The organism is Pseudomonas sp. LB3P25, assembly GCF_054897985.1.
Genome location: NZ_CM142711.1, coordinates 2,988,325 through 3,005,531, shown reverse-complemented (window position 1 = coordinate 3,005,531; position 17,207 = coordinate 2,988,325). Strand labels below are relative to the sequence as shown.

The following is a 17,207-nucleotide window of genomic DNA, read 5'->3' as shown; positions in this document are numbered from 1 at the left end:
GTCCGCATTTTGGCCGTTTACTACCCGTCGCGACAGGCAAAAATCGACCCATAGCAGTCATATGAACCGCATTGATCGACAGAAATGTCCATCGCCAATCCTAAAATCGTGATGGTGGCTCTTTTCCGGCCTTGATATGCGAAAAGACCTGATCTGGATCTGCCTGGCACCAATATCTGAACAGAAGGCGAGGTTCGGTATTTCCGAAATATTGATCCACGATGCTCTCGGGCGGCACGGTCAATTTAGGTTCTGGCCACTGCTGCGCTAAAACACCTATTGGTTTGTCAGACGAACAAATAATCCAAGTAGCCTTGCCTCCATTGATACCAGGTAAGTAGCCCGCATGTTGTATCACTTCGATTAAGGCACGCAGCGTTGCTGATGGATCGAGTGTGATCGACGTCGCATGGCTTCCCAGATCATCTCCTGCATGAACGCTATCTCGATCAATGGCAACTTCCAACATGACTACTCCTTTTTACCGCTGTGCTGTCACTAGATCGCCCAGCGTAGAGACATCAGCGGCTACCTGTCCACAGCCTGCTCTTGGCCGATAGCCGCCTCTCGCGAGGACTGCTGTCGTTATGGACGACCACTTGCGTTTCACGGCATCTGTACGGCCGTTCAGACGCAGGCAGTTGCTGGAAACCCGCATCATGCCCCCTGGTATCACCAACCGCACGGAAGCATTGACACCGTCAAACCTCAGCGCATCAACTACCGCGCGTCCATCGATCCGAAATTAATTGACAGTCAATCTCTTCCAAGATCATTGACACAAATGGCGCAAGCTTTCCGCAAGACGGCGTTTCTCTGGATGCTCCAGCATTCAAGCCTTCTCCCGCAGGCCCGTCTTGCTAAAGTTCGCGACTCAGAAGCCGACAGCCTTCGTTTCCACCTCACGGATGATTTAAATGTTCCGCTCTCTTTTTTCCGGCGTTGCTTTGCTCGCCGTCGCCTGCACTGCCCAGGCCCAGACCGTCACCACGCCCGAACAACTGCTGACTGAATTCTCTCGTTGCGATGGGCATTTCTTCGAGAGCCTGCGCGACGCCCGCCTGCCAGCAGGTACCTTGCGCCTGAGTGATTACGGCTCGGTCAAGGCACCGACCATCATGAGTCCGCTGCAGGAAGGCGGCACTTACCAACACTTCGAAACGCCCTTGATCGTCAACGGCGTGCGTATGGTCGGCTATTACAACCAGGCCGAAACCATCAAGAGCGTCGGCAATTTTCTGTTCTGGGGTTTCGTAGCCGATGGCTTGCCGCAAGAGGTGGCCGCAAAACTCAAGCCGCTGATCGTCGACAACGCACGCTTTGTCAGTCAGGGCAAAGCCATTACCCGCGCCGAAATTCGCCGCGTCGGTGACCCGATCGGTCAATGGCGCACCGAAGGACTGACCGGCCCCGGCGTCGCCACGCCGTTTGGTTTCGTAGACCGCGTGCTGATCGTCGACACGGGCGACACGACACCGCCGCTCGCGGGACACACCACCGTGTTCTGCTCGCTACAAGGCACCGTGACCGCGCCGCTGTTGCAGGTCTATCGCCCTGACCTCAACGCTCATCTGCTCGACTGACAAGGATGCTTATCATGAATACTCGCTGGCCCGCGCTGATCGCCTGCTCCGTCATCCTCACAGGTTGTGCAGGGATGCAGAACCCGCAAAAAGCCAACCTTGTCCACTGCGCTAATCAGTTTAAGGCGTCCAAAGCCGAAAACTACCCTCTGGTGCTGCAGGAAGGTGATCTATGCCTGCAGAAAAATACGCTGCCCGCCTCGCTGCAAAGTTTGATTTACGCGGTGCAGGCCGACGCCTACAGCAACCTCAAGCACTTTCCCAAAGCCGTGGCCGCCAAGGAAAAATCCATGCAACTGGCGGTCAAGCCTGATCCGCGCGCCAACCTGGACTTGAGCGCCATGTATCGCGACGCTGGCAACCCGAAAAAAGCCCTTGAACTCGTGCAGTACAACCTCGACAACGGGATGGGAGAAGCCGGAAAGGGTTCCGGCTTCCACATGCCGACCTACTATCATCAGGGCCTCGCTCTGACAGACCTGGGTCAGTACCGAGAGGCCGCTGAAGCATTCAGCACCGGCCTTCAGCGCCAGCCGGACTATGCTTGGGCCTATTACGCGCGCGGGATCGCGTACGACCATTTGGGAGACAAGGACGACGCCAAGGCCGACTTTATGAAGTTCTCGCAGATCGCCAACAAGAAGTACGTGCTGGAGCAGCAGAAGGCCAAGCTCGCCGAGTACAGGATTTCCATGCCGTAATCTGAGAGCCGGCTTAGTGGCGAATGCGGTGGGTCAGCGACAAGGAGGGTCGCGGAGTGACCACTTGCGTCGCATCTCACCTGGACGACTAGGGCCTTAAACGGTTTGGGATAAGAAGTTCGTTGGCGCATGGCAATCCTGACGATAAGGGCGATGGTGTCCTCGTATTTTTAGGTGGACACCATCGCCCTTATGGCTGAGATCGAGAAGGTGACTTCGCCGGACGGTTACGACTGTTGGGCTTGTTGTACTGTTTAAACGGCTGCTTTTGGCCGTTCTCTGCCGATCATGGTGACAAAGCGCGCCGGTCAAATCCTATGCAATCGGTGGTCAGGTCGAATGCAAACGGGTGGTCAACTCGATGCAATTACACAGGCGATTGTCGGCAATCCTGGGGAAAAGCCTGTAGAAACGCCACAACCCTTCCCAACAGGGTCTATAACCAGTGGCGACATGATTTGGATCAGGGAACCTTGAAGGCGCCCTCGCTAAATTGATCTCTTGAAAACAGCAGACAAGTGACTGTCCGCTAGGAGATTCCCCCGCATGAAAGCCCTGAAAATAGCCGCCAGTGATTCCGCATTCGATTGTTTCCACACCTCCCGAGAAGTGATTTCGCTCAATCAAACCGACTACACCGACGTCGCGGTTGCGGTGTTCTCGGTGGAGGATGTGATGGCGGGCGCCCTGGACGCCCTGCAGCGCACCGGTTTCGATATTCCGATTTTCCTCGTCGCCTCTCCCGGTTCTGGCAACCGCGCCAGGGATGTCTACAAGCACCTGCAGGACGTATTGCTTCAGGTGAACGGCATTTTTGACCCCTCGCGCAACAACGCCGAATACCATGGCAACCAACTGGAAACAGCGGCAAAAGCCTATGAAGAAAGTCTGCTGCCGCCCTTCTTCGACGCGCTCAAGCACTACACCGAATCGGCAAACGCCACGTTCGCCTGCCCGGGCCACCAGGGCGGCCAGTTTTTCCGCAAACACCCGGCTGGCCGGCAGTTCTTCGACTTCTTTGGCGAGACCCTGTTTCGCGCCGACATGTGCAACGCCGACGTCAAACTCGGCGATTTGCTGATCCACGAAGGCCCGGCACTTCAGGCGCAAAAACACGCGGCGCAGGTGTTCAACGCCGACAAGACCTACTTCGTCCTCAATGGCACATCGGCCTCCAACAAGGTGGTCACTAATGCGCTACTCACGCCTGGCGATCTGGTGCTGTTCGATCGCAACAACCACAAATCCATTCACCAAGGTGCGTTGATCCAGGCGGGTGCGACCCCGGTTTACCTGGAAACTGCGCGCAATCCTTATGGTTTTATCGGCGGGATTGACGCCCATTGTTTCGAAGAAGACTACCTGCGCGAACTCATCAGCGAAGTCGCACCGGACAAGGCCCGGCTGCCACGGCCGTTTCGTCTGGCGATCATTCAGCTGGGCACCTATGACGGCACCATCTACAACGCCAGACAAGTCGTCGATCGCATCGGCAAATTGTGCGATTACATCCTGTTTGACTCGGCGTGGGTGGGCTACGAACAGTTCATCCCGATGATGAACGATTGCTCGCCGCTGCTGCTGGATCTGCATGAAAACGACCCCGGCATCTTTGTCACTCAGTCGGTGCACAAACAGCAGGCGGGGTTTTCCCAGGCTTCGCAGATCCACAAAAAAGATCGCCATATCAAGGGCCAGGCCCGCTATTGCAACCATGCGCGGCTGAACAACGCCTTCATGGCCCAATCCTCTACCAGCCCGTTTTACCCGCTGTTCGCCTCACTGGATGTGAACGCGCGCATCCATTCCGGCCGCAGTGGCCTGCGCCTTTGGGAAGACTGTGTGAAGTTCGGCATTGACGCACGCAAGTTGATTCTGGAAGCGTGCACCATGGTTCGCCCATTCGTGCCGGACACCATTGACGGTCGCCCCTGGCAGGACCATCCGACTGAGGACATCGCCAACGACATCCGGTTCTTCGAGTTCCATCCGAAGGATCGCTGGCATGCCTTCAGCGGTTACGCCGACAAGCAATACTTCATCGACCCCTGCAAGTTGCTGTTCACCACGCCAGGCATCGACCCGGTCGATGGCAGTTACACCGACTTCGGTATCCATGCCGGCATCCTCGCCAATTTCCTGCGGGAGAATGGCATCGTTCCGGAAAAGTGCGACCTGAACTCGATTCTGTTCCTGCTCACCCCTGCCGAAGACTGGGCGAAGATGACGCATCTCGCCGCACAGATCGCCCGCTTTGAACGCTTCATCAGTGATGACGCGCCAATGAGCCGGGTGTTGCCGGCGATCTATGCGCAACACGAGGAGCGTTATCGCAACTACACCATTCGCCAACTCTGCCAGGAGATGCACGACCTCTACCGCCACCACAACGTCCAGCAATTGCAGAAGGCAATGTTCCGCAAAGAACACTTCCCGAAAAAAGCCATGAACCCGCAGGCAGCACAGTTCGAATTCATCCGTGGCAACGTCGAACTGTTGGCACTGGCAGACGCCGAAGGTCGCATCGCTGCCGAAGGGGCCCTTCCCTATCCGCCCGGCGTGCTCTGCGTGGTGCCCGGGGAAATATGGGGCGGGGCGGTGCTCAAGTACTTCCTGGCGCTGGAGGAAGGTATCAACTCACTGCCTGGCTTCACGCCGGAACTCCAGGGCGTGTACTTGAAACAGGAAGGTGGTCGCATTCGAGCCTATGGGTACGTGATCAAGACGTGAGTCTTGCCCGAGAACGGTCTACGCCTGTGGCGTGGGGAACACTCCGGCCGCTCACGCTGGGAATCAGGCGCAGGCGACCCAGCGCTTCGCGTGAGATCTCGCAGCGCTGATTAGCCATTCAACAGCGCGTCAGCCTGGGGTTGAGCGTGATGGCGAGTGGATATCTGCGCGAAGCCGATTATGCTTCAAGAAACCTTGCAGCGATGCGAGGCCATCAGCCTGTGTGCATGCTTCGCGCAATCCGTAATCCGACGACATCAGCCCCAGGGCCTGGGTGCGGCAAAAAAGGTAGTGAGGTACTCCGGCCTACAACAAGAACGACGGAGAAGACTCATGGCCGCAATCGACAACACATCCACGGGCAGCGCGCCCCACCACGGGATCACCAAGGAGGAGCGCAAGGTCATTTTCGCCTCGTCCCTGGGCACCGTGTTCGAGTGGTACGACTTCTACCTTTACGGCTCTCTCGCCGCGATTATTGCGAAGCACTTCTTCGCCGGCGTCAATGAGACAACGTCCTTCATCTTCGCGCTGCTGGCGTTCGCCGCAGGTTTTGCGGTACGCCCCTTCGGCGCCATCGTGTTCGGCCGACTGGGTGACATGATCGGGCGCAAGCACACCTTCCTCATCACCATTGTGATCATGGGTATCTCCACCGCCGTGGTGGGCTTTCTGCCTGGCTACGAGACCATTGGCGTGGCGGCGCCGATCATCCTGATCTCCTTGCGCCTGCTGCAAGGCCTGGCCCTGGGCGGTGAGTACGGCGGCGCCGCGACCTACGTGGCCGAACATGCGCCGAAAGGCAAGCGCGGCTACTTCACCTCGTGGATCCAGACCACCGCGACCCTCGGCCTGTTCCTTTCGCTGCTGGTGATCCTCGCCTGCCGCACGATCCTCGGCACAGAAGCTTTCGAGGCCTGGGGCTGGCGGATTCCCTTCCTGCTGTCGATCCTGCTGCTGATCGTCTCGGTGTACATCCGTCTGCAACTCAGCGAGTCGCCGGTGTTCTTGAAGATGAAAGCCGAAGGCAAGTCCTCCAAGGCGCCGCTGACCGAATCCTTTGCCCGCTGGGAAAACCTCAAGATCGTGATCATGGCCCTGCTCGGCGGCACTGCCGGCCAGGCTGTTGTCTGGTACACCGGGCAGTTCTATGCGCTGTTCTTCCTGCTGCAAACGCTGAAGATTGACCCGCAGACCGCCAACTTGCTGATTGCCGGCTCCTTGCTGATTGGTACGCCATTCTTCGTCATATTCGGCAGCCTGTCCGACCGTATCGGCCGCAAGGGCATCATCATGGCCGGCTGCATCCTGGCAGCAGTGACCTACTTCCCGATCTTCCATGCGTTGACCGAATTCGGTAACCCCGACGTGTTCATCGCGCAGGAGAAGAACCCGGTCACGGTGGTCGCCGACCCCGGCCAGTGCTCGTTCCAGTTCGACCCGGTGGGCAAGGCCAAATTCAACAGTTCCTGCGACCTCGCCAAGACGGTGCTGGCGAAGAGAGCCATACCCTACAAGAACGAGAAGGCCGAACCGGGCACCGTCGCGCAGGTCCGCATCGGCGACAAGGTGATCCCGAGCTTCGAGGGCACCGGCATGCCGGCGGCCGACTTCAAGGCCAAGAACGACGCCTTCGCCGCCACCCTCGGCACCGCCCTCAAGAACGCCGGTTACCCCGAGAAAGCCGACCCGGCCAAGACCAACTACCCGATGGTGTTGCTGCTCCTGACCATCCTGGTGATCTACGTGACCATGGTCTACGGCCCGATCGCCGCCTGGCTGGTGGAACTATTCCCGGCGCGCATCCGCTACACCTCGATGTCACTGCCCTACCACATCGGCAATGGCTGGTTCGGCGGTTTTCTGCCCACGGTGGCGTTTGCCATGGTCGCGGCCACGGGTGATATCTATTACGGGCTTTGGTACCCCATCGTCATCGCCGTGATGACGGCCATTCTTGGCACGTTCTTCCTGCCGGAAACCAAGGATCGGGAAATTCATCACACATAAGGCTGGCACCCGCCCTCTCCTGCCAGGGAGAGGGCAATCCAGAGACGATCAAACGGTCTACGCTCATCCACATGGCTTCGGGGTTCCTTCCCCGCGCACTGATGGGGGGCACCGTCATGATCCGCATCCTGTTAAGCGCTTTTATCCTGCTAGCGCTCAGCATCCCGGCACAGGCCGGGGTGACGCCATTTCCTGCTGCCTTTCGGATTCAGGACATCCCGGTCGAAGGCGCCACGCTCCATGTGCGCGTCGGCGGCAAGGGCCCCGCCGTGGTGCTGCTGCATGGCTTTGGCGACACCGGCGACATGTGGGCGCCACTGGCCGCCGATCTGGCCAAGGATCACACCGTCGTCGTGCCGGACCTTCGCGGTATGGGCTTGTCGTCGATCCCGGACGGCGGCTACGACAAGAAGACCCAGGCGGGCGACATCCGCGCGCTGTTGGCGGCGCTGGGTATCGAGCACTCGGTGGTCATCGGCCACGACATCGGCACCATGGTCGCCTTCGCCTACGCCACGCGCTATCCGCAGCTGACCGACCGCCTGGTGGTGATGGATGCGCCGGTGCCGGGCATTCCCCCTTGGAACGACATTGTCCGCTCACCGATGTTGTGGCACTTCGACTTCGGCGGAGCGGATGCCGAACGCCTGGTCGCCGGTCGAGAGCGCATCTACCTCGACCGCTTCTGGAACGAGTTCGCGGGCGACCCCACCAAGGTGGATGAAGCCACCCGTCAGCATTACGCCAAACTCTATGCCCGGCCCGGTGCCATGCACGCGGCCTTCGCCCAGTTCCGCAGCATTCGTCAGGACGCAGTGGACAACGAAGCGTCGATGGCGACGCGGCTGACGATGCCAGTGCTGGCCGTCGGCGGGGAAAAATCCTTTGCGGAGAATGAAGCGGTCGTGATGCGCAATGCAGCGGACACGGTTACGCAGGTGGTGATTCCGGGGGCGGGACATTGGCTGATGGAGGAAGCGCCAACGCAGACCATTCGAGCGATTCGCGAGTTTATTGCGCAGTAATTTGAGTGACTTGAGCCGCAACTCGCACCGTGTAGCAGCTGGCGAAGCCTGCGTTCGGCTGCGAAGCAGTCGTGATGTCCAGGCAATGCGATGCCTCAGGAAAACCGTGTGCACAGGTTTTACGACTGCTTCGCAGCCGAACGCAGGCTTCGCCAAGCTGCTACACAGTGCGAGGCGCAATGGAAACGGGAAATGGGGGGAAATGGGGACGGATCTATTTGTTCGGCTCGTCAGGAACGCAACACGCCAATCGCACGCCGATATTTTTCAACGCGCTCCAGGTCTTCCCACGACGGCTGCGCGATCCGCGACAAGTCGCTGTTCTCTTCCAGGTCCGCCAGCTTCACCACCCGGCCTATCGGGTTCTGCGCCGCGCGTTCGACGAAGGCTTCATAGGACTCACCCGGCACTTTGGTGACCGATTCGATGGCCGTCAGAACGGCTTCGCTGAACCCTTCCTTGCGCAGGTCATCAAGGCTGATGGCGCAGTCTTCGACCACGTCATGCAGCACCGCGACAATGCGTTCTTCCAGCGTCGTGACCCGCAGCATGACTTTCAGCGGATGCAGGATGTAAGGGCTACCGCCCTTGTCGACCTGGCCCTCGTGCGCAGTGGCGGCGATGGCAATGGCGCGTTCCAGTGTCTGGCTCATGTCGTTCTCCCTGGGTAATCGGCGTTCGCATTGCGGCGAGGGGGTAAGCCTCTTCGCCGCAATGCCCGTGTAAATCCGAACTCAACCCAACAGATGCTGTGAGATGAGCTTCGAAATCTCGACTATCGACGTCTTCCCGGTGAATTCAAACTTCACTTTTCCCAGCGCCGAGAAGTAGATTTCCAGTTCGGAATCCAGGTCGAAGGTGCCCGAGGTTTCCACGGAGTAAGCGACGATGTTTTTGTAAGGCAGCGAGGTGAAGTCTTTTTTGCTGCCGGTAATGCCTTGTACGTTGACCGCGATGATTCGTTTATTGGTAAACACCACGCCGTCGCGCATGGATTTATAGGCATCAATGACCTGCTCGCCGTCCAGCAGCAGCGCGGTGACTCGCTCTGCGTACTCGTTGTTTTGCTTGAGTTTGAAGAAGCCCTTGTTGTTGAAATCGATCATCCGCCATTCCCTTCCTTAAAGAGTGTTCCCTGGATTGCCAGCGCGTGGCGCGGCGAGCATACCATCGGGCCTGCGCTTTTTGCGCCCCTCCCACAGCGGATCTAAAAAACCAATGGAACCCTGCGCCTCATCGCGCTTTCGAAACCCTATCAGCGCTGATCTTTGATCCAGTAAGGCGCCATTGGAGAGGAAATCCCGATGAACAGTAGACTGCTGTTTCTGCTCGCCAGCCTGAGTCCCACCCTGGTCATGGCTGAAGGCTGTGACGTGCTGACCCGCTCCCAAAGCCCTTCCGTGCCGGTGGTCGAAACGCATAGTTGCTATGAGTACGAAGGCATGCCGGTGAACGCTATCGATTGGTCATGCAGCAACGAGAGCAAGGAGATGCTGACCAGCACCAAGAAAAAAGTCGATCAGTGTGCCGATCGCTATCAGGCCACCTGCATTGCCACGTTGACGCAAGAGTCGTTGGCCAATCCTCATTCCACCAGCAAGGACAAGAACAGCAAATCACTCAATATTCCCGACAACGCTCAAGTCACTACGTATTACTACGGCGCTGAGCATTTGAGTCAGGCGAAAATTGATTGCGAGTCGGGTGGTGGTCACTGGAAAGCGCAGTAGCTGTTCAAGAACGTAAAAGCGCCTTCACCATCGGAATGCAAGCGAGTTGCCTGACACGGTATGCCAATCTCATTGATCACGCGGCAATACCGACGCATTTGCAACGCCTACCACGGGAAGCGTCTCGCAAGCTCATTCGATCAGCTACGCACGACAGGCCTGTTGTCAGTACTGCGCCTTAAACGTTGATTTTGGTACATGTACGTTCTCTGACTCCCACCAAAGCGTTGAACGCGGAAGTATCAAGCGGCCGGCTCAAGAAATAGCCTTGACCTTCGTCACACGACACCGCTTTCAGCAACTTCAAATGCTCGGCTGTTTCAATTCCCTCTGCGGTAACGGTAAGCGATAACGCACGGCCCAAGCCCACGATGGCCTGGATGATCGACTGATCACCCTCACTTTCACCCAGCCTGTTTAAAAAGCTGCGGTCTATTTTCAGGCCATCGAACGGGAAGGTGCGCAGGTAGCTCAGCGAAGAATATCCCGTTCCAAAGTCGTCCATGGCTATGCGCACGCCGAGGCGTTTGAGCGTACGCATCATCTCAAGCGCGCCTTGCGCATCTTCGAGCATGACGTTTTCGGTAATTTCCAGCTCTACTCGGGCAGGATCGATTCCAGAGTCGAACAGTATTTTCTGCAAGCGCTCTACCAAATTGCCTCGCTTGAATTCGATCGGTGACAGATTAACGGATACGAACAGACTTTCCGGCCACCGCGCAGCGTACCTGCAGGCGGTATCGATTACCCAGTTGCTCAAAGAAAGAATCAGTCCGCTTTCTTCAGCAATGGGGATAAATGTGTCTGGTGATATCAAACCACGCTCAGGATGTTGCCACCTTACCAACGCCTCGGCACCGACCATCTGACCATCAGCGATGCGATAGCGCGGCTGGAAATGCAGCCGCAGCTCTCCGTGTTTGATCGCGAAACGCAGGTCGCTTTCCAAACGGCGGCGCTCAATGATCTTCGCGTTCATATCGCCCGCGTAAAAGCGCCAAGTGTTACGACCTCCGGCCTTGGCCTCGTACAACGCGATATCCGCATAGCGAAGCAGCTCGGTAACCTCGCGAGCGTCAATTGGCGCCATTGCGATGCCAATACTGGCGCCGACGAACACTTCCTGCTCATCGATCGCTATAGGCCGCTCAATGGACTCGATCAGGCGGCGACATAGCGCCTCGACTTCTTCCTGGGAGCTTACATCGGTGAGGATCAGCACAAACTCATCCCCCCCGACCCGGGCGACAAGGTCCCCGTGGCGAACGCAGTCAGCCAGTCGGCTCGACACTTCGTTAAGTACCCGATCACCTGCCGCATGCCCCAGCAGATCATTCACTGGCTTGAATCGATCCAGGTCCAGACTGAGCATGACCAGAGGTTGCTTTACCGTTGGCAAAGCCTTGAGTTTGCCGTCAAGAAACTCCTGAAGCCGTGTCCTGTTAGGCAATCCGGTAAGCGCGTCATGCTGTGAGAGGAATTCGATTCTTCGACGGGCTTTGACTTCCTCCGTGACGTCAGTTGCAGTACCCCGAAAACCTCCACATGCCATTTCTCGCGCCGAAAGACGAGTGATTCGCTCTTGGCCTTTCGTATCGACGTATCGGCACTGAACACTGATATCCGGGCGACGGTTCTGGATGCTGAGCCACTGAGATAACGTGCCTGATTCGGTGCTCAACAGATCATCCATCGCCGCACCAATCCAGGCATCCCTGGAGAGCCCTGTTACATCCTCAAATCGCTCGGATAGATAGGTGAAACGCCAACCAGCGTCTATTTCCCATACCCAGTCCGAGCTGGCTTCAACGACATCGCGAAAGCGCGCTTCGCTGGTGGCGAGGGCAGCCTGACTGCTTTGCAGCGATGTATAGCTGGCGTCAAGCGCCTGTGCACCCGCGGTCGTGCGACGCAAGATGGCCCAGGTCATCAGGCACACCAACAGCGCGGCGACGCCGATCAATGGCAATCCCAGCCCCAATAACCGCAGACCTGGCCTGGACGGACTCCAGTGCAAACTGCCGGCAGTACCGTTCTCGCCCAATGGAAAGATAGACGCTTTACCCATTTCGTCGGAGGTGGCGACGTGCAGGCCATCTACCCCGTAATCCCTGCCTATCGCCTCGAGTTTGGCGCTGTCCAGAATGTCTACGAACATCAACACCGACGGCGACCTGTCATCAGGCACCACGGTCGGGTCAGTTCCCGGCGTAATCGCCGCTGCCGCGATCAAGGCGGGTACGCCTCCAACGACAATGAAGGCCGTCGTCGGTGTTTCTGTTTCCGCGCCTTCACGAGCCTTTACGAGAATCGCGTCAATGGACTGCTCGAGCCACTCCTCGACTTCAACCGTTTTCAACTCACCCTTGACCACAGAGTAAACAGTGTGATCGACGTCGTTGACGACAAACACGCCCCCAAATCCAAAATCCGTGTAAAGCGTTGTCCCGATGTTTTGTCGTACGTACGCCCAGTCAGCGTCCATTTCAACATGCAGGTGCTTGTAAGCATCGCCCCAAAATGCGTAATCCTTGACGGTCGACAGCAACGATTTTTCCAGCGATTGCATGGCCTTCTTCGTGTAGAAAGCACTTTCGACCTCTTCCGCTCGGTCTAAATCATGCGCCAGATAAACAAGTGAATAGCTGGCAAGGAAAAAAACACCCGCCAAGAGCCCCACAAACTTGAACAGCGTGGCGCGTGCCAGCGCTACGCTTGAACGATCGATCGGGGAGCGGGCAATAGAGTAGAGGTTGTTCGACATAGATTCCCGCTGGTCGTTGAGGCAAGTCGGCTGCATATCAAGCTATCGGCCGCAGTTGCTGAAGGGTGAGTGCCCATGCGTCTTCCCAGGCATATCACCCCGCACCCGACCTGTCTGAGCGCCCAGCCCCAAGCTGCGTTGGTTAACCCTTAACAGCCGCTTCAATCGCAGCGATGTCGATCTTTCCCATCTCCATCATGGCGTCGAACGCGCGCTTGGCCACTGCTTGATCAGGATTGGTTATCGCGGCGGTCAGAACGCGTGGTGTGATCTGCCATGACACTCCCCACTTGTCCTGGCACCAGCCGCATACATTTTCCTGGCCGCCATTTCCGACAATCGCGTTCCACAAGCGGTCCGTTTCGGCTTGGTCGTCGGTCGCAACCTGGAACGAAAAAGCCTCGTCGTGCTTGATCGCCGAGCCCCCATTCAGTCCGAGACAAGGGATGCCCATCACCGTAAACTCAACCGTCAAGACATCGCCCTGCTTGCCCGCCGGATAATCGCCAGGCGCGCGAAGGACCGCTCCCACAGCGCTGTCGGGAAACGTCTCGGCGTAGAACGTCGCAGCGTCCAACGCGGTGCCGTCGTACCAGAGGCAAATCGTGTTTTTGCTGATCATCTTGGTTCTCCAGAATTGGAACGGGTTCGTGCATTTTAGCAGCGCATTCAGCGGCACGGCTTTGGCAACTGGCGTCACCCTGGGATGACGCGCTTGCGCGATCGATTGCCAATGGCAGCCACCGTTCAAATGCAGCCAGTGGGTGCATCAGCGCCCGAGTCCCTGGTCTGCCAACTCCAGTAGCTGCTCCGCATTGGAGGCGATAACATCCCGGCCTCGCATGGAGTGTGCGAACACATACTAAAAGGATGAACACATGAGCCGCACCGACCACATCTGCCTGATGGCGACCTATAACAAATGGATGAACGCAAAGATCTATGGGGCAACCAGTTGCTTGTCCGATGATGAGCTCTCAGCCGATAGGAAAGCGTTCTTCAAGTCTATTCTCGGGACGCTAAACCACGTGGCAATCGGAGACACTGTGTGGCTAAAGCGATTGCCAAGCATCCAGCGGACCACTCGGCACTAGAGCCGGTGAGGCAACTTTGCGATCCGGAAAGCCTCGACCAATTGTTGTTCTCTACTATTCCAGAACTCTCAGTGCATCGAGAGAGACTCGATCAGATAATCGTCGAATGGGCTCACTCTATTACAGAGTCCGATCTAGACCACACTCTCCATTACGCCAGCATGAAGGGTGTAGTGTCCGATAAGGATTTTTACAGTCTGGTCATGCATTTTTTCAACCATCAAACCCATCACCGTGGCCAGGTTACTACGCTGCTTTCACAGGCTGGTATTGACATAGTTGATACAGATTTAGTCTTTCTCATTCCATCCCAATCCTGCGTATAAAAAAACTCGTCACCAGGCACCTGATCATTGGGCAGACTTTTGGCCTGGTCTTCTGTCGTAAGCCGTCCATCGTCGAGAGTTCACAACTCCAGAGATAGCCAAAGCAGTGTCTTCATCAGTCGCAACAAACTGGCTTAAGATAATCGAAGACTGGAATGGAACATCTCGACTAAAGGACGCGACATTTATGGAAATTCCCTTTTCTCAAATCAGCGAGCGTTTGAACAATCGCCGATTTACGGTAGCGGACAACGCCCATGGGCTATCCGGTGCAGGCACAGTGTTTCATTACCATGTCGAAGACAATGCCATTTCGGGCACTTACCAAGGCGGCCGAATCCGCATGGGTCATCAAGTCGGGCGCGCGACAGGCCCCGATACCATTGAGCTTCTTTATCAGTGCTTAACGATGGATGGCGAGATGCTTGCCGGCTGGTCGCGTGGCACGGTAGGCGTTGATCACGCAGGACGTACCACTCTGACCTTCGTATGGGGTTGGTTGTCGGGCGCGACGGGAGGCGGGGAGTCGAGCTACGTCGAGCTTGCCGCGTAGCGGTTAAGGATTTTTCGATAATTGCGCGTCCATCTGTGCGGTAGCCACTCGCAAATCTCACTCGCCCGCTGCATCGGCAGGCGCGTGAGGACGTCCTTTACCTCGCGTCAACAATAGCGGAATCGAGCTGTCAGCTTTCACTACGTAATTCCTCTGCAAGCCACTCAATCAACGCGCGCACCTCAATCCGATCTTCCCCGCTGTCCAGTAGATACGTCGGCTCCGGTTGCTCCTGAAAGTCGTTGTCCGGCGCTGCCCCTTCAGCCTGGGTACTCTTTTCGTGCACCTTGACGGTAGAAAACCCCAAGCAATCACCTAAGCTCTAAAGGGGATTTGCGCTGCTTCTCATTGATAGCACCACACTATGGAACACGCTCCATCAATGCGATTTCCATGGACTGATATCCCAGTCATTTGGCCTCAATCGAACCTCGAATCCAGCCGATTCCAAGAAGGTAGCCATCCACCCGAAAAGGAGCCTCCCATGTTCACGCCCGGTCGTCTGAATCGTACTAATCCTCCTGGCACTCCCGGAGTCCCGGAGTACAACATTGATGTCTTCTATGAAGTCCGCCGCGACCCCAAGGAAGGCATGCTGATGCACTTCAAGATGGACGGAGAGGTATCAGGTAAAAGCTTCACTGAAGAATTCGATATGCACCGCGATACTGCCTTCAACTTTGCCAGCCGCGTGGCAAAGGCTGCGGCCAAGCATGGAGTGCCCGCCAATGCCAGTCTCATCATGCGCGGGCACACAGAATACGACGCGATGTTCGAGGATATTCGCGACAAGCTCGGCGTCAAACCGGGCGATCCAGTCGATCTGGATAACGCTGAGAAAGACCGTCGCTGAGTGACGCCAATGCCCCTCAGCGCGCCTCGTCCTGCCGACCCGTCCCATCCACCGGATGGATCACGAGGTAGCTGTCGACTGCATCGTCTATGGTGGGAAAGAACGCCGTTTCGCCAAGCCGTGCGAAGAGCCCGAATCGCTTCAGCTTGTCCTTGACCGGGTCCTTCATCTCGGCCACGCGCAACTTGATGCCCGCCGCGTGCAAGGTTTCGTCCAGTTCAACCAGCATGTCGGCAGAGGTCACGTCCACACTGGTGACAGGTTCCGCCGCAACGACCAACCAGCGCACGGGCGTAGGCGATGCCACCACTGCGTCGAGTACTCGGTCATTGAACAGTTCGGCGTTGGCGAAAAACAACGGCGCATCCCAGCGAAACAGGACCAGGCCGGGGATAAGGCTCGCGTCGGGATAACGCCGGATGTCGTGGTAACCCTTGACACCCTTGGCTTGCCCCAGCACCGCGGAATACGGCCGCCAGCCATCCCACAGAAATTCGATGACGGCGATCACGATGGCCAGGCCGATGCCCTCGATCGCACCGAACACGGCCACGCCGACGGTGCAGACGATCGACAACCAGAACTCCCAGCGCTGGATACGATAAATGCGCCGCAGGTCGGCCACTTCAATCAGGCCGATGGCCGACGCGATCACGACCGCTGCCAGTGCGCTGTTGGGCAAACTCTGCAACAGGTTCGGCGCCACCACCAGCAGCAGGGCAACGGCCAACGCGCCGACAACCCCGGTCAACTGGGTTTTGGCGCCTGCGGCTTCGGCCACGGGGGTACGTGAAGAACTGCTACTGATTGGAAAACCCTGGAAAAATCCAGCCGCCAGATTGGCAAAACCGAGCCCTGCCATCTCCTGGTTCGGATCGACATAGGTACGGGTCCGTGCCGCATAGACACGAGAGAGTACGCTGGTGTCGGCGAACGACACCAGGGCAACGGCGCAACCGCCGATGAGCACGGGGACAATATCGGCGCGGGTGATCCAAGGGAGGGCGAACGCAGGTAAACCTTGAGGAAGAGAACCGAGGACCGACACTCCCGCGCGCGCGGCAAGGTCCAGCACACCGACGGCGACGGTCGCCCCTGCCACCGCGATCAGAATGCTCGGCACGCGCTTGTAGTCCTTGAGCAGCAGGATCACGGCCAAGGTGGCTGCGCCGGTCATGAACGCGGTCCAGTTGGTTTTTCCAACCATCACCCCGGTGATGATGGCCCATATGTTTCTCAGCGGGCCGTGGGACTCAATCGAAAAACCGAAAACTTTGGGCAGTTGGCTGATCAATACGGTCAGCGCGATGCCGTTCATGTACCCGTAGCGGATCGGTTTGGACAGCAACTCCGTAATGAAGCCCAAACGCATGATGCCCGCCAGGATGCACACGGTTCCTGAAACGATCGCCATCATGCCCGCAAGGGCGACGGCGCGATGTGGGTCGCCTCCGGACAAAGGCAGGACGACCGCAAGGATAACGGCGGCCAGTGAGGAATCCGGGCCCAGCACCAGAATCCGGCTAGGCCCGAAAAATGCGTAAGCGAGTAGCGGAACGATGGTCGCGTAGAGGCCATAGATGCCGGGTACGCCCGATGCCACGGCGTAGGCGATGCCGACGGGCACCAACATCGTGGTGAGCACCAGCCCGGCCATGATGTCGTGACGCAACCAGGCAACCTGATACCCGCGCAGCGTGCGCAGTCCTGGAAGCCAGCGACCCCAGCCCGTTCTGTCGCCGCTATCCCGGCGTGCAATCCGGCCCGGTTCCGGGACGGGAGGCGAAGCATCCGAATCGCTCATAGAGCTGTGGCCTATAGGTGTACAGCGCAGATTC

14 protein-coding genes and 1 pseudogene are annotated in these 17,207 nt (G+C 57.6%); 9 read left to right on the top strand and 6 right to left on the bottom strand.

The features are described from left to right. Nucleotides 1–100: 100 nt before the first annotated feature. Nucleotides 101–469 (bottom strand): hypothetical protein, encoded by a 369-nt coding sequence (locus ACYZTW_RS13640; protein ID WP_462005304.1) that lies wholly within the window; start codon nucleotides 467–469, stop codon nucleotides 101–103. A gap of 448 nt (nucleotides 470–917) precedes the next feature. Here ACYZTW_RS13640 and ACYZTW_RS13635 point away from each other — a divergent pair, with 448 nt between their 5' ends. From ACYZTW_RS13635 to ACYZTW_RS13615, 5 genes are all read left to right on the top strand, one after another. Next, the gene (locus ACYZTW_RS13635) at nucleotides 918–1,583 is read left to right on the top strand and encodes a hypothetical protein (RefSeq protein ID WP_462005303.1); all 666 of its coding nucleotides are present in this window, start codon (nucleotides 918–920) and stop codon (nucleotides 1,581–1,583) included. 14 nt (nucleotides 1,584–1,597) lie between these two features. Next, nucleotides 1,598–2,284, top strand: a complete 687-nt coding sequence (locus tag ACYZTW_RS13630) for a tetratricopeptide repeat protein (protein WP_462005302.1) — start codon at nucleotides 1,598–1,600, stop codon at nucleotides 2,282–2,284. A 546-nt stretch (nucleotides 2,285–2,830) separates the two neighbouring features. After that, entirely contained in the window at nucleotides 2,831–5,014 is a 2,184-nt protein-coding gene (gene speF / locus ACYZTW_RS13625; protein WP_462005301.1) for an ornithine decarboxylase SpeF, read from the top strand. A 333-nt stretch (nucleotides 5,015–5,347) separates the two neighbouring features. After that, on the top strand, nucleotides 5,348–7,024 hold the full coding sequence (locus ACYZTW_RS13620; RefSeq protein WP_462005300.1) for an MFS transporter: 1,677 nt from the start codon (nucleotides 5,348–5,350) through the stop codon (nucleotides 7,022–7,024). 116 nt (nucleotides 7,025–7,140) lie between these two features. Beyond that, on the top strand, nucleotides 7,141–8,049 hold the full coding sequence (locus tag ACYZTW_RS13615) for an alpha/beta fold hydrolase (protein WP_462005299.1): 909 nt from the start codon (nucleotides 7,141–7,143) through the stop codon (nucleotides 8,047–8,049). Between the two features lie 230 nt (nucleotides 8,050–8,279). On the opposite strand, the gene ACYZTW_RS13610 is transcribed toward ACYZTW_RS13615, so the two are convergent. After that, nucleotides 8,280–8,702 (bottom strand): HD domain-containing protein, encoded by a 423-nt coding sequence (locus ACYZTW_RS13610; RefSeq protein ID WP_462005298.1) that lies wholly within the window; start codon nucleotides 8,700–8,702, stop codon nucleotides 8,280–8,282. A gap of 81 nt (nucleotides 8,703–8,783) precedes the next feature. After that, nucleotides 8,784–9,155, bottom strand: a complete 372-nt coding sequence (locus ACYZTW_RS13605) for a PH domain-containing protein (protein ID WP_462005297.1) — start codon at nucleotides 9,153–9,155, stop codon at nucleotides 8,784–8,786. 198 nt (nucleotides 9,156–9,353) lie between these two features. Between ACYZTW_RS13605 and ACYZTW_RS13600 the strand changes: the two genes are divergently transcribed. Then, entirely contained in the window at nucleotides 9,354–9,779 is a 426-nt protein-coding gene (locus tag ACYZTW_RS13600) for a hypothetical protein (protein ID WP_462005296.1), read from the top strand. Between the two features lie 178 nt (nucleotides 9,780–9,957). Here the strand turns inward: ACYZTW_RS13600 and ACYZTW_RS13595 are convergent, their stop codons facing one another. Then, nucleotides 9,958–12,543, bottom strand: a complete 2,586-nt coding sequence (locus ACYZTW_RS13595) for a bifunctional diguanylate cyclase/phosphodiesterase (RefSeq protein ID WP_462005295.1) — start codon at nucleotides 12,541–12,543, stop codon at nucleotides 9,958–9,960. 142 nt (nucleotides 12,544–12,685) lie between these two features. Then, nucleotides 12,686–13,165: a VOC family protein gene (locus ACYZTW_RS13590; RefSeq protein ID WP_462005294.1), complete on the bottom strand. Its 480-nt coding sequence runs from the start codon at nucleotides 13,163–13,165 to the stop codon at nucleotides 12,686–12,688. 256 nt (nucleotides 13,166–13,421) lie between these two features. Between ACYZTW_RS13590 and ACYZTW_RS13585 the strand changes: the two are divergent. The 3 genes and pseudogenes from ACYZTW_RS13585 (at nucleotide 13,422) to ACYZTW_RS13575 (ending at nucleotide 15,369) form a co-directional block, all read left to right on the top strand. Beyond that, nucleotides 13,422–13,963, top strand: a pseudogene (locus ACYZTW_RS13585) (DinB family protein). 187 nt (nucleotides 13,964–14,150) lie between these two features. Continuing rightward, nucleotides 14,151–14,516 (top strand): hypothetical protein, encoded by a 366-nt coding sequence (locus ACYZTW_RS13580; protein ID WP_462005293.1) that lies wholly within the window; start codon nucleotides 14,151–14,153, stop codon nucleotides 14,514–14,516. 484 nt (nucleotides 14,517–15,000) lie between these two features. Further along, nucleotides 15,001–15,369: a DUF5064 family protein gene (locus tag ACYZTW_RS13575; protein ID WP_462005292.1), complete on the top strand. Its 369-nt coding sequence runs from the start codon at nucleotides 15,001–15,003 to the stop codon at nucleotides 15,367–15,369. Nucleotides 15,370–15,385: 16 nt separating this feature from the next. On the opposite strand, the gene ACYZTW_RS13570 is transcribed toward ACYZTW_RS13575, so the two are convergent. Continuing rightward, on the bottom strand, nucleotides 15,386–17,173 hold the full coding sequence (locus ACYZTW_RS13570) for a SulP family inorganic anion transporter (RefSeq protein ID WP_462005291.1): 1,788 nt from the start codon (nucleotides 17,171–17,173) through the stop codon (nucleotides 15,386–15,388). Nucleotides 17,174–17,207: the final 34 nt, after the last annotated feature.